Source organism: Aquimarina atlantica (assembly GCF_000626715.1).
Classification (GTDB): domain Bacteria; phylum Bacteroidota; class Bacteroidia; order Flavobacteriales; family Flavobacteriaceae; genus Aquimarina; species Aquimarina atlantica.
On record NZ_AQRA01000013.1, the window covers coordinates 97,977 to 110,823 of the forward strand.

Here is a 12,847-nt window from a genome sequence, read left to right on the forward strand (position 1 = left end):
GTGACATAAATATATGAACCCCATATATATTGATTAATCTAATAATTCAATCTTCACTCTAAAGAAATAATTATGAATGTTATCATCAAACACGTTGAGCTTATGAATCGAATCGACCAACTAATTCGTTTAAAAGCTACAGGAAACCCTGTAGAGCTAGCAGAACGATTGGGAATTTCAAAAACAAAACTCTATCGTATCATCAACATCATGAAGGAACTAAATGCTCCTTTAGAGTATGACATCGATCTACAAAGTTATGTCTATGTAAAATCTGTAGGTTTTAAATTTGGATTCTTTATAAAAGAAAGAAGCACAAAGGAATTACACTCTTCTGTAGGATGATAAAATCATGATCTACTAAATTAGGTCATTCTTTACAAAAAATGGACATGTTATAATTAGATGTCACACTGAACCAGTCGAAGTCATTTGAAAGAGGGTAGCCAAATGATCTTTGGCTGGTTCAGATTAACTCAGTTATATCGATATAAGAAATTCCAGCGCTTCTTATTTAAAAGCAGGCATCCCGGTGATATCCATCCCTGTAATCAGTAAATGTATATCGTGTGTTCCTTCATAGGTAATTACACTTTCGAGATTCATCATATGACGCATGATACTATACTCCCCAGTGATTCCCATTCCGCCAAGAATTTGCCTGGCTTCTCTTGCAATATTAATCGCCATTTCTACATTATTACGTTTTGCCATAGAGATTTGCGCACTAGTGGCTTTACCTTCATTACGCAACACTCCTAATCGCCATGCTAATAATTGTGCTTTGGTGATTTCGGTAATCATTTCTGCCAGTTTCTTTTGTTGTAATTGTGTTGCTCCAATAGGTTTATCAAATTGTACACGTTCTTTGGCATATCTTAAAGCGGTATCATAACAATCCATAGCAGCACCAATTGCCCCCCAGGCGATACCATATCGTGCAGAATCCAAACATCCCAGTGGTGCTCCAAGCCCACTTTTACCTGGTAATATATTTTCTTTTGGCACTTTTACATTATCAAAGATTAGTTCTCCTGTTGCAGAAGCACGAAGTGACCATTTATTATGTGTTTCTGGAGTCGTAAATCCTTCCATACCACGTTCTACTACAAGTCCATGAATTCTACCTTCTTCATTTTTAGCCCAAACCACTGCAATATCAGCAAAAGGCGCATTAGAAATCCAAAGTTTAGCGCCATTAAGTAAATAATGGTCTCCATTATCTTTAAAATTGGTAGTCATCCCGCCAGGGTTTGATCCATGATCAGGTTCTGTAAGACCAAAACATCCTATAAATTCTCCAGATGCTAACTTAGGCAAGTATTTTTTGCGTTGTTCTTCAGAGCCATATTTCCAAATTGGATACATCACCAATGAAGATTGCACAGAGGATGTAGATCGCACTCCAGAATCTCCTCGCTCTATCTCCTGCATAATTAAACCATAACTAATTTGGTCTAGTCCAGCACCACCATACTCTTCGGGTATATAAGGTCCAAAAGCCCCTATCTCTGCAAGTCCTTTAATAATCTGTGTAGGGAACTCTGCTCGCTGTGCAAAATCTTCTATAATAGGAGATACTTCGCGTTTTACCCAACTACGAGCAGCATCGCGAACCATTTTATGTTCATCACTCAATAATTCGTCAATCTGGTAATAATCTGGTGCCTGGAATAAATCTGGTTTCATTTTTTAAAATATTTTCTAAATTACTGCATATAAGTGCAAAACAAATGTAGGTAATGCTAAAAAAGCAAGCAATTTTTTTGACATTTTTAAAGAGATTGACCATTCTACTATTACATTTAATATTTTTTGATCAAAAAGACATCCAAATACGTTACTTTATTGTATTCATTTTGATGACAAAGCCAATTTAGTTTTTTACAGAAGTTAAAATTAACCGTATCTGTTTATTAAAAAACTTGTGTATAATTTCCGCAGTTCCCCCTCTTTTTTCTACACAAACAAAGCCCATAAAAGAGAAAATATTAACTTAAAAAACTTGTAATTAATTGTTTTTCAACATCTTAAGCTCAATACAACATCCCTTGTTTCTTCTGGCATAATTATTCTATATATACATTCATATAGAATTAAAATTTATTAAAACTAAAATTATAACAACAATGAAAAATTTATTTTTATTACCAGTATTAGCTTTTGGATTATTAATAGGAACTCAAAACATGAATGCTCAGGAAGTAGCTTCTAATGATGACACAGAAGTAATTACTCCTGTTCAGGAAAAATATATAGATCTAGCTATAGAAAACTTACCTCAACCTGTTCTTGATGCAGTTGCAAAAGATTATGCTGGCGCAACTATCAAAAGCGCTGGAGCTAAAGAAGATGCTTCAGAATTTAGATTAATATTGAAACAAGGTGACAAGGAAATGGAAGTTTTTTGTGATGCAGATGGAAAATGGATCTCTAAAAAGGGATAAACCTTTAATGATATATAAGAAAAGGTTTAATTTATTGGTGATATAAATTAAACTGTAGAGTGATTGAATTTAGAAAAAGGAAGGTGTAAATCTTCCTTTTTTTTTATGAACTACATTTTTAGATAAAACGCCTTGGTAAGATTTATATATGCATCTGTATAGTGATGCCGTTTTGTTTCTATAACCAATTCATTAGCTTCAAAATTTATTTGATCCCGACCAAATAATAACAAACTTCTTTTTATTTCTGAAGTTGGTGTTCCTTTTACCCTAGTAATCTTTTGCGGAAACAAACTTACCTGTGCAGCAATATCAATAACTCGTGTTTCTTCTTTGTAGGGTATAATCATTGCAAATAACCCCTTATTCGATAACAGTTTTGATCCTCCGATTACAAGATGTTCAAAAGGAAGAGCATCTTCAAATCTAGCCATATCTCGTTTAGAATCCGACGTTTTATAATCCTCTGCATAAAATGGAGGGTTACTGATTAGCAAATCATATTGATCATCGATTTCTATTACAAACTCCTGAAAAGAAGCATGATAACAAAACAGTCGGTCTCCCCAGGGCGATGCCTCAAAATTTTCTACAGCCTGCTCATAAGCATCAGCATCGATTTCTATAGCATCGATCACTTCTGCATGAGAACGTTGTGCTGCCATTAAAGCTATTATTCCTGTTCCTGTTCCTATATCAAGAATAGAAGTTACGGCATCATTAATAGGAACCCAGGCTCCAAGCAGAACTCCATCTGTACCTATTTTCATGGCACATCGATCTTGATGAACCATAAAGTCTTTAAATACAAAAGGCTTAGTCATACTATTAATATTTATCGGGATGTAAAATAAGATTAAAGGTACAAATCAATAAGTCCTTCGGGAGTATGAACTGTAATCGTTTTTGACTTTCTATCAATTTCATCAATAAATTCATCATTCATAGGAATAAGAATCTCGACACCATTACGATCAACCTCGAATAAAGCTTGAGCTGTTGTATCATTAATAGCTTTAATGATTCCTACTTCTCCAAAACCAGTATCAACAATAGTAAAACCAATTATTTCGTGATAATAAAACTGATTTCCTTCGAGTTTTGGCAATAATGTAAGCGGTAAGTACAGTTCTGCTTTCATGAGATCGTCTGCATCTTCTTCAGAATCTACATCCTCAAATTTTATACGTAGTAAATCACTTTTATGTAGTGAGCATCTTTCAATAAAAAATGGAACCAGATTATTGTTATAATTAACAAATACTGATTCCATTTTCGTATAACTTTCGGGCTCATCGGTATCTAATTTAACCAATACCTCGCCCTTAAAACTAAATTTACTTACGATTTTACCTAGATAGAAGCATTCTTCTTTCTTCATCGTCAATAATGCAACTATTCTTCTTCGTTGCTAGCCTTTTCTGTTACTTCTGCTTCTGCAGTTTCTTCTGTAGCAGCTTCTTCCGCTTCAGCAGTAGCTTCTGCTTCTTCAGCTTTTGCCGCAGCTTCACGCTTAGCGTTTACTTCTTTCTCTGCTTCCAAAGCTTTAGCTTTTGCCGCCGCTTCAGCCTTTGCTAATGCTTCTTTCTTCGCATCAACAGATCCTTCTTTTTCAGATAACCAAGCCTGGTATTTTTCCTCAGCTTGCTCTTCTGTTAAAGCACCTTTCTTTACTCCACCAGCAAGGTGATTTTTCAGTAAAGCTCCTTTATAAGATAAGATAGCTTTTGCAGTATCGGTAGGTTGTGCACCATTCTGTAACCACTTTACAGCTCCATCAACATCTAAGTCAATACTTGCAGGGTTTACATTAGGATTATAAGTTCCTAATTTTTCAAGAAATCTACCATCTCTTTTTGATCTAGCATCTGCTGCTACGATCCAGTAAAAAGGCTTCCCTTTTTTACCATGTCTCTGTAATCTAATTTTAACAGGCATATAAATTAATTTTTGGGTACTCGACCCTGTTCATAATTAAGGGCGCAAAGGTAGCTATTTTAAATCAATTAGAATCAACAAATAAAAGTTTATTCTCTGTAAAATAATCATTTATATAAATAATGTATAAAAAGCAAGTTCATAAACTCTGTTTTTATAACCAAAAACACTTCAAAATCCCGGGTTTTACAAGTAACAAATTATCTTTTTGTGTATTTCATCGATAAAATATGCTTTTTTTCGATAAAAAAGTTGTTTTCCTCATATTTTCATTATATGTTTGTAGGTGTAAACATATTTTTACGGTTTTTCCGTAAGAAAATCATATTAAAGCCCCAAGCCTATGATTAAAAAAATTACCCCTCTAATGGCAGTAATCTGCCTTTTTTTAACTTCATGCTCTACAGATATCGAAATAAACACACCAGCTTTACAAGCAAAAATTGATGGTGAGTTATTTAGATCATCTATTAAAAAAGCTGTTATTTATGATGACGGGACACTAGTAATATCAGGTAGCTCGGGAGATAAATCTATAAGCTTTACAACTACATCTACTAATGTTGGAACATATAAGACAGCTCTTCAAACTATAAGTAAGGTTAGTTTTCAAAAAAATCAAACAAAATTTATTTCTAAAGATGGAGAAACCGAAGGTGAAGTATCCATAACAGAAATATATAATAATGAAATTTCTGGTAATTTTCATTTTAAAGATCTTAAAGATGACAATGGTAATCCAGTAAATTTTAATAATGGATGGTTTTACAGGTTACCATTAGAGAATGGTACAATTGAGGAAGAAGTACCTCAGGAAATTAACCCTTGTTTACTTAATGCATCTTTAACTGCTTTGGTAAATAACACAGAAATGATTACTGATAATCATACCGCTAAATTATTTGGCGTAGATGATGCTTCTATCCTTATTACTGCAACCAATGAAACCGAAGAAGTTAATATTGTATTTATGGCCAATGTAGCACCAGGCACATACCCACTAACTGGATCTGGAAACTATAGTGCTTCTTACGAAGTAAATAATGATAAGTCCTCTGCATTGTCAGGAACTCTTATTATTACAAATCACGATATCGAAACCAAATGTATTAGTGGAAGTTTTGAATTTGAAACCAGAAGTGGCTCTCAAATATCACAAGGCTCCTTTGATTTTGGTTATTAATATTTATTACCCCTAAATAATTACCCTACTCGACTTTGCTCATAAAAAGCGATCATTTATAAAATGATCGCTTTTTTCATACCCTTACCTTCTTATATCGATAATACTTATAACTATAGTTAATAATTCTGAATAACTTTTCGAAAATCGAAGTATCATTTTGGTTATTTTTGAAAGTCCTTTGTAAGGGATAATTTTCTTGAAACACCTCTTTTTATGTACTTAGTTTTTGATACTGAAACCACCGGGTTACCCAAACGATGGGATGCCCCTATTAGCGATACCGATAACTGGCCGAGATGTATACAAATCGCATGGCAGTTACACGACGCTATGGGGAACTGTATCGAACATCAAGACTACCTGGTACAACCAGATGGGTTTAATATCCCATATGATGCAGAAAAAATCCATGGTATTTCGACTGAGTTAGCAACACAAGACGGGATTACACTACAAGAAGTATTAGAAAAATTTAATATTGCTCTATCCAAAACCAAATTTGTTGTCGGACAAAATGTTGGATTTGATGTAAATATTATGGGTGCAGAATTCTATCGTCTTGGCCTAGAAAACAATTTACAGGAACTTCCTGTTTTAGACACCTGTACCGAAGTCACCGCAGAACTATGTCAAATCCCAGGAGGTCGTGGAGGTAAATTTAAACTCCCTACACTTACAGAACTTCATCAACACCTATTTGGTACTGCTTTTGGCGAAGCACATAATGCTACCGCCGATGTAGAAGCTACTACCCGATGTTTTCTCGAATTGATCCGTAAACAAGTTTTTACCATTGAAGAACTTGATGTAGCGCCAGATTATTTTCAAAATTTTGCAGAGGCGAATCCTCAAACGATTCAGGTAATAGGTTTAAAACACATCAATCTCAAAAAGGCTTCTCAAAAAATCCAGGAAGCACTTACAAAACAAGGAGATTCTGATTTATCCCAACAAGAGATCGATGATAATATTGCAGCTCTGGATAAAGTTAACTTTGTTCATCTGCATAATCATACTCAGTTCTCGGTATTACAATCAACAACCAGTATTCCTGATTTAATAAAAGTAGCTGCACAACATAAGATGAATGCTGTTGCCATGACAGACCATGCCAATATGATGGGAGCTTTTCATTTTGTTCAGGGAGTCTCTAATCACAATAAAACTGTAAAAGCAGCTAATGCTGACGCAATAGAAAATGGACAAGAGCCCGAAGGTATAGAAATGAAGCCGATCGTAGGATGTGAGTTCTTTGTTTGTGAAAATCACACCGATAAATCCAGAAAAGATAACGGATATCAAATAGTACTGTTAGCCAAAAATAAAAACGGGTATCATAATCTGGCTAAAATGTCTTCTACCGCTTTTGTTAATGGGTTTTATTATGTCCCCAGAATTGACAAAGAAGTTATCAAGCAATATAAAGAAGATATCATTGTTCTTACCGGAAACTTGTATGGAGAAGTTCCTAGCAAAGTACTTAATATCGGAGAAAAACAAGCTGAAGAAGCTTTACTATGGTGGCACCAGGAATTCGGAGATGATCTCTATATCGAGATTATGCGTCATAATCAAGAAGATGAAAATAGAGTAAATCAGGTATTGATTCAATTTGCCAAAAAACACAACATTAAACTCGTTGCCTCTAACAACACATATTACTGCGAAAAAGAAGATGCTAATGCCCATGATATTCTTTTATGTGTAAAAGATGGAGAAAAACAAGCTACCCCTATTGGTCGTGGTAGAGGATATCGATATGGATTACCTAATCAGGAATATTATTTTAAATCTCAGGAAGAGATGAAAGGTCTTTTTAAAGACTTACCTGAAGCCATCATAAATATTCAGGAAATTGTAGATAAAATAGAACCTTTTGAGCTTGCCAGAGATGTATTGTTACCAGCTTTTGATATCCCAGAAGAATTTCAATCTGAAGAAGATTTAATCGATGGTGGCAAACGAGGAGAAAATGCATATCTACGACATATCACCTATGAAGGCGCAAAAATTCGTTATAATGAAATTACCCCTGAAATAGATGAACGTCTGGATTTCGAATTAAAAGTAATTGAAAAAACCGGATATCCGGGATATTTCCTGATTGTAGAAGACTTTATTCGCGCCGCCCGGGATATGGGCGTCTCTGTAGGCCCCGGTCGTGGATCGGCAGCGGGATCAGCAGTAGCCTACTGCTTATGGATCACTAATCTCGACCCTATTAAATACGATTTACTTTTTGAGCGTTTCTTAAATCCAGATCGTGTAAGTATGCCCGATATTGATATTGATTTTGATGATGAAGGTCGAGGTCGTGTTATGGATTATGTAATTGAAAAATACGGTGCCAATCAGGTAGCGCAGATCATTACCTATGGTACGATGGCAGCAAAATCTTCTATACGAGATACGGCACGAGTACTAGACCTTCCTCTTGGTGATGCAGATCGTATTGCAAAGCTTATCCCTAATATGTCGAAACTCGGAAAGATTTTTGGTGTAGATGAAGCTATATTAAAGAAAAAATTTAGAAGTGATGAATTAGAAAAGGTTAATGAGCTCCTTAATATTGCCGAAGGTAGTGATCTTGAAGCAGAAACACTTAACCAGGCCAGGGTATTAGAAGGTTCGGTGAGAAACACCGGGATTCATGCCTGCGGTGTTATTATTACACCAGACGACATTACCAAATTTGTCCCTGTAGCATTAGCTAAGGATTCTGACATGTACTGTACACAGTTTGATAACTCTGTGGTAGAAAATGCAGGACTACTAAAAATGGATTTCCTGGGGTTAAAAACATTAACCTTAATTAAGGATACTGTTAAGATTGTAAAAGCAAAGCATGGAGTAGAATTAGATCCCGAAAATTTCCCTCTTGATGACGAAGAAACCTATGCTCTTTTCCAAAGAGGAGAAACTGTTGGGGTGTTTCAATATGAATCTCCCGGGATGCAAAAATACATGAAGGAACTTAAACCTACAGTTTTTGCAGATCTCATTGCAATGAATGCCTTATATCGTCCTGGTCCATTAGAATACATCCCTAGTTTTATTAATAGAAAACACGGTACCGAGGAAATCATTTATGACCTTGAAGCTTGCGAAGAGTACTTAAAAGAAACTTACGGAATTACAGTATATCAAGAGCAGGTGATGTTGCTTTCGCAAAAGCTGGCAAATTTCACCAAAGGTGAAGCCGATGTACTTCGTAAAGCAATGGGTAAAAAACAAAAAGCCGTACTTGATAAGATGAAGCCCAAGTTTATAAAACAAGCTTCAGAAAAAGGTCATGCAGAAGATAAGTTAGAAAAAATATGGAAAGACTGGGAAGCTTTTGCTGCTTATGCATTTAATAAATCTCACTCTACCTGCTATGCCTGGATTGCATACCAAACAGCATATCTTAAAGCGCATTATCCTGCAGAATATATGGCAGCCGTACTTTCTAACAACATGAATGACATTAAACAAGTCACTTTCTTTATGGAGGAATGTAAACGCATGAAGCTAGATGTACTTGGCCCCGATGTAAATGAATCCTACCGTAAATTTTCTGTAAACAAAGATGGAGCTGTTCGTTTTGGAATGGGAGCTATTAAAGGAGTAGGAACTGGTGCTGTAGCCACCATAGTAGAAAACCGAAAAGAAGACGGGCCATACAGATCTATTTTTGACCTTGCGAAACGTATCGATCTTAGAGCCGCTAACAAAAAGGCATTTGAAAGTTTAGCTTTAGCAGGAGGTTTTGATTCCTTTTCTGAAACTCATAGAGGACAGTATTTTCATGAAGAAGGAGATGGAGTCACTTTCTTAGAAAAAGCAGTACGATATGGGTCCAAATTTCAGGAAAGTGAAAATTCTTCGCAAGTTAGTTTATTTGGAGAGTCGAGCGATGTACAAATCCCAGAGCCAGTTGTACCACCTTGCGAAGAATGGGGAACAATGGAAAAATTAGCACGCGAAAAAGAAGTAGTAGGCATATACCTTTCTGGCCATCCGTTAGACGACTTTAAATATGAAATGAAATATTTCTGTAATGGCACTTTGCTCAATTTTGCAGATCTCGAAAGCAATATTAATCGCGAAATTTCTTTTGGAGGAGTAATTTCTAACGTAGAACATCGCACATCTAAAAACGGTAAAGGTTGGGCTACATTTGTGATCGAAGATTATAATACAGCACACGAATTCAGAATTTTTGGTGAAGAATATTTAAAACATCGCCCTTTCCTGGTAAAAAGTACATTTGTATACGCAAAAGCTTTTATTAAAGAAGGCTGGGTAAACCGTGATACTGGTAAGAAAGGAGATCCCAGGATACAATTTAATAGTTTTCAACTGCTACACGATGTGATGGAAACCTATGCAAGAAAGCTTACAATACAGATGGATATTAATGAGCTTTCTGATTCTAGAATAGACAATCTAAAAGAACTACTAACAGAGCATTCTGGAAATCATACACTTAATTTTGTTATCTACGAAATGGCCGAACAATTAAAGCTGCACATGCCTAGTCGAAAACAAAAAGTAAATATTTCTCAAGAATTACTCATAGCTCTTGAGGACGAATCTATATATTATAAGTTAAATTAAACTATTTATATACAGAAGTAGCTCGTGATTAATAAAAAAACAGGTGCAAAAAAACTGTTAAGTCAAACATAATTTTCTTATTTCAACAAAATCATTAGAAACTTTCTGCTTTTCTTGTCATAAGTCAAGAACTTTGATTTGGGGACCTACTACATTTGTTGTGAGTATATTTAGTAATAAAAACATATACTTAAACAACACCAAACACAATTGCTCATAACACTATATCATACATAGCAATTTTGTTAGGCATAAAACTCTGTTATGCTAGAAAATTTAGCTCCTTATATTTCAATTATTTTTATGATCACCACGTGTCTTACTGTTTTTTTATTTTATAAAGCATCACATAGTTCAAAAATAGTTTTGTCTCTTATTATAATATGGGCAAGTATACAAGCGATATTAGGATATTCATCTTTTTATTTAGACACTTCACTACCTCCTCGCTTTAGCTTAGCTATTATTCCACCAGTATTATTTATCATTTCCTTGTTTTTTACACAAAAAGGAAAAGCATTTATTAGTAAGCTTAATATTAAAATACTCACATTACTTCATAGTATAAGAATACCGATAGAGTTCGTATTATACTGGTTATTTTTACACCAATCCATACCAGAGCTCATGACTTTTTCGGGTAGAAATTTTGATATTTTTGCAGGAATAACAGCTCCATTTGTATACTATTTTGGATATATACATAAAATTGCCTCTCCTAAATTTCTATTAGGATGGAATTTGGTGTGCTTATTCTTATTATTATTTATAGTGGTAAATGCTATACTCTCCTTTCCTTTCCAGTTTCAGCAGTTTGGTTTTGATCAGCCCAATGTTGCTTTGTTGTATTTTCCATTCGTTTGGTTAGCATCAGTAGTAGTTCCTATTGTATTACTTTCTCATCTGGTTTCAATACAATATCTATCTAAACAACTTAAAATTCTAAAATAATTAAACTTATTCCAATCATTTTTGAGACGTAATTTGTTATAAAGTAATACTTTCATATTATATTTGGTATCAGAAAATCAAATAACCCAATAGTCAAAACAAATATTACTGATGTAAGCTTTGGTAGAATTATTGACTAATTTTGTGAATATTAAAATAAATAAGAATTTTTAAACAATAAAATAACTATGGCACTAGAAATAACAGATGCTACTTTTGATGAGGTAGTACTTAAAAGTGACAAACCTGTATTGGTTGATTTTTGGGCAGCTTGGTGTGGTCCATGTAGAATGGTAGGCCCTATCATCGAACAAATTAGCGAAGAATATGATGGAAAAGCCGTTGTTGGTAAAGTAGATGTTGATGCGAATCAAGAATTTGCCGCAAAATACGGTGTAAGAAATATTCCTACAGTATTGGTTTTTCAAAACGGAGAAGTAGTAGGACGTCAGGTAGGAGTTTCTCCTAAGAATGTATATGCAGAAGCATTAGATTCTCTTTTGTAGAAGAATATTATTAAAAAATTAAAAAGGTTTGACTATATGTCAAACCTTTTTTTATGAATACTAATTTTGTAATACGTATATTGTTATCATTAACATATTAAGGATATAGATCTTCGTTTTTTATAAAAGAATATTACCTATGGACATTCAAAAAGAGATTAATAAAACCGGAGGGTTCACTAACCTTGAGTTACTTGCCAAACAGGTTGTAGAAGGTTTTATCTCTGGAATGCATAAAAGTCCTTTTCATGGTTTTTCTGCAGAGTTTGCAGAACATAAAGTGTATAATAATGGGGAGAGCACCAAACACATAGACTGGAAACTTTTTGCCAAAACAGATAAATTATTTACCAAACGGTATGAAGAAGAAACAAATCTAAGGTGTCATATTATTATCGACAATTCTTCTTCTATGCACTATCCTTATGTAAAGGAGCATCACTTGGATTCTTTAAACAAAATTAGTTTTTCGGTATTAGCTACAGCCTGTTTAATGAATATTCTTAAAAAACAACGTGATGCTATTGGATTAAGTATTTATAGTGATAAATATGATTATTATGCTCCCGAAAAAGGTAGCGAGAGACATCATCAAATGTTACTTAACCAATTAAATCAAACGATAACGAGTATATCCAAAAGTAAGAATACAGATACGTTTAAGTTTCTACACCTGATTGCCGAAAAAATACATCGTCGATCATTGATTTTTTTGTTCACAGATATGCTACAAGCCACCTCTAATCCTGAAAAGCTATTTGAAGCTCTTAGACACCTTAAATACAACAAACACGAGGTTATTCTTTTTCATACATTTGACAGTGAGAAAGAGTTAAATTTTGATTTCAGCAATCGACCTACTCGATTTGTAGATGTAGAAACAGGTGATCATATTAATGTATATGCCGATAACATAAAAGACAATTATCAAAAAGCAGTGTCTTCTTATTTTTATGATCTAAAAATGAAATGTGCCCAATATGGTATAAAATATGTTGAAGCTGATACTACAAAAGATTTTGATAAAATACTGACAACTTATTTTGTTGAAAGACAGAAATTTACATGATACATCTATTTCAAAAACAAAAAAAACAAAAAAAACATTTGCAGGTAATAAAATGAGGTGTATATTTGCATCCGCAATAAGGCTTTGGTCTGGTAGTTCAGCTGGTTAGAATACCTGCCTGTCACGCAGGGGGTCGCGGGTTCGAGTCCCG

At 34.3% G+C, this 12,847-nt stretch carries 11 protein-coding genes; 7 read left to right on the forward strand and 4 right to left on the reverse strand.

Going from position 1 to position 12,847, the window contains the following annotated elements; translation table 11 throughout:
* The first annotated feature begins 102 nt into the window (after window positions 1-102).
* The gene (locus tag ATO12_RS22810; RefSeq protein ID WP_051576040.1) at window positions 103-345 is read left to right on the forward strand and encodes a hypothetical protein; all 243 of its coding nucleotides are present in this window, start codon (window positions 103-105) and stop codon (window positions 343-345) included.
* Window positions 346-510: 165 nt separating this feature from the next.
* Here the strand turns inward: ATO12_RS22810 and ATO12_RS22815 are convergent, their stop codons facing one another.
* The gene (locus tag ATO12_RS22815; RefSeq protein ID WP_034247069.1) at window positions 511-1,689 is read right to left on the reverse strand and encodes an acyl-CoA dehydrogenase family protein; all 1,179 of its coding nucleotides are present in this window, start codon (window positions 1,687-1,689) and stop codon (window positions 511-513) included.
* A 440-nt stretch (window positions 1,690-2,129) separates the two neighbouring features.
* Here ATO12_RS22815 and ATO12_RS22820 point away from each other — a divergent pair, with 440 nt between their 5' ends.
* Window positions 2,130-2,447 carry a hypothetical protein gene (locus tag ATO12_RS22820; protein ID WP_034247071.1) on the forward strand — a complete coding sequence of 106 codons (318 nt, stop codon included), beginning with the start codon at window positions 2,130-2,132 and terminating at the stop codon, window positions 2,445-2,447.
* A 110-nt stretch (window positions 2,448-2,557) separates the two neighbouring features.
* On the opposite strand, the gene ATO12_RS22825 is transcribed toward ATO12_RS22820, so the two are convergent.
* Genes ATO12_RS22825 through ATO12_RS22835 form a run of 3 tightly spaced genes read right to left on the reverse strand, consistent with a single transcriptional unit; the run spans window position 2,558 to window position 4,385 of the window.
* The gene (locus tag ATO12_RS22825; protein WP_034247072.1) at window positions 2,558-3,271 is read right to left on the reverse strand and encodes a tRNA1(Val) (adenine(37)-N6)-methyltransferase; all 714 of its coding nucleotides are present in this window, start codon (window positions 3,269-3,271) and stop codon (window positions 2,558-2,560) included.
* Between the two features lie 32 nt (window positions 3,272-3,303).
* Complete coding sequence (gene rimM / locus ATO12_RS22830; protein WP_034247074.1) at window positions 3,304-3,828, reverse strand: ribosome maturation factor RimM; 525 nt, start codon at window positions 3,826-3,828, stop codon at window positions 3,304-3,306.
* Window positions 3,829-3,842: 14 nt separating this feature from the next.
* Complete coding sequence (locus ATO12_RS22835) at window positions 3,843-4,385, reverse strand: 30S ribosomal protein S16 (protein ID WP_034247076.1); 543 nt, start codon at window positions 4,383-4,385, stop codon at window positions 3,843-3,845.
* 343 nt (window positions 4,386-4,728) lie between these two features.
* Here ATO12_RS22835 and ATO12_RS22840 point away from each other — a divergent pair, with 343 nt between their 5' ends.
* The 5 genes from ATO12_RS22840 to ATO12_RS22860 all read left to right on the forward strand — a co-directional run bounded on the left by ATO12_RS22840 (window position 4,729) and on the right by ATO12_RS22860 (window position 12,696).
* Window positions 4,729-5,568 carry a DUF6252 family protein gene (locus ATO12_RS22840; protein WP_034247078.1) on the forward strand — a complete coding sequence of 280 codons (840 nt, stop codon included), beginning with the start codon at window positions 4,729-4,731 and terminating at the stop codon, window positions 5,566-5,568.
* Window positions 5,569-5,784: 216 nt separating this feature from the next.
* On the forward strand, window positions 5,785-10,170 hold the full coding sequence (dnaE, locus tag ATO12_RS22845) for a DNA polymerase III subunit alpha (protein WP_034247080.1): 4,386 nt from the start codon (window positions 5,785-5,787) through the stop codon (window positions 10,168-10,170).
* A 264-nt stretch (window positions 10,171-10,434) separates the two neighbouring features.
* Window positions 10,435-11,121 (forward strand): hypothetical protein, encoded by a 687-nt coding sequence (locus ATO12_RS22850; protein WP_034247082.1) that lies wholly within the window; start codon window positions 10,435-10,437, stop codon window positions 11,119-11,121.
* A 188-nt stretch (window positions 11,122-11,309) separates the two neighbouring features.
* The gene (gene trxA, locus ATO12_RS22855; RefSeq protein ID WP_034247085.1) at window positions 11,310-11,627 is read left to right on the forward strand and encodes a thioredoxin; all 318 of its coding nucleotides are present in this window, start codon (window positions 11,310-11,312) and stop codon (window positions 11,625-11,627) included.
* Window positions 11,628-11,766: 139 nt separating this feature from the next.
* Window positions 11,767-12,696, forward strand: coding sequence for a DUF58 domain-containing protein (locus ATO12_RS22860; protein WP_034247087.1), 930 nt, complete (start codon window positions 11,767-11,769; stop codon window positions 12,694-12,696).
* The last annotated feature ends 151 nt before the right edge of the window (window positions 12,697-12,847 follow it).

Excerpts from the sequence above, each read along its gene's own strand:
- ATO12_RS22810 (WP_051576040.1), top strand. The coding sequence starts at position 103 with ATGAATCGAATCGACCAACTAATTCGTTTAAAAGCTACAGGAAACCCT.
- ATO12_RS22815 (WP_034247069.1), bottom strand. The coding sequence starts at position 1,689 with ATGAAACCAGATTTATTCCAGGCACCAGATTATTACCAGATTGACGAA.
- ATO12_RS22820 (WP_034247071.1), top strand. The coding sequence starts at position 2,130 with ATGAAAAATTTATTTTTATTACCAGTATTAGCTTTTGGATTATTAATA.
- ATO12_RS22825 (WP_034247072.1), bottom strand. The coding sequence starts at position 3,271 with ATGACTAAGCCTTTTGTATTTAAAGACTTTATGGTTCATCAAGATCGA.
- rimM (WP_034247074.1), bottom strand. The coding sequence starts at position 3,828 with ATGAAGAAAGAAGAATGCTTCTATCTAGGTAAAATCGTAAGTAAATTT.
- ATO12_RS22835 (WP_034247076.1), bottom strand. The coding sequence starts at position 4,385 with ATGCCTGTTAAAATTAGATTACAGAGACATGGTAAAAAAGGGAAGCCT.
- ATO12_RS22840 (WP_034247078.1), top strand. The coding sequence starts at position 4,729 with ATGATTAAAAAAATTACCCCTCTAATGGCAGTAATCTGCCTTTTTTTA.
- dnaE (WP_034247080.1), top strand. The coding sequence starts at position 5,785 with ATGTACTTAGTTTTTGATACTGAAACCACCGGGTTACCCAAACGATGG.
- ATO12_RS22850 (WP_034247082.1), top strand. The coding sequence starts at position 10,435 with ATGCTAGAAAATTTAGCTCCTTATATTTCAATTATTTTTATGATCACC.
- trxA (WP_034247085.1), top strand. The coding sequence starts at position 11,310 with ATGGCACTAGAAATAACAGATGCTACTTTTGATGAGGTAGTACTTAAA.
- ATO12_RS22860 (WP_034247087.1), top strand. The coding sequence starts at position 11,767 with ATGGACATTCAAAAAGAGATTAATAAAACCGGAGGGTTCACTAACCTT.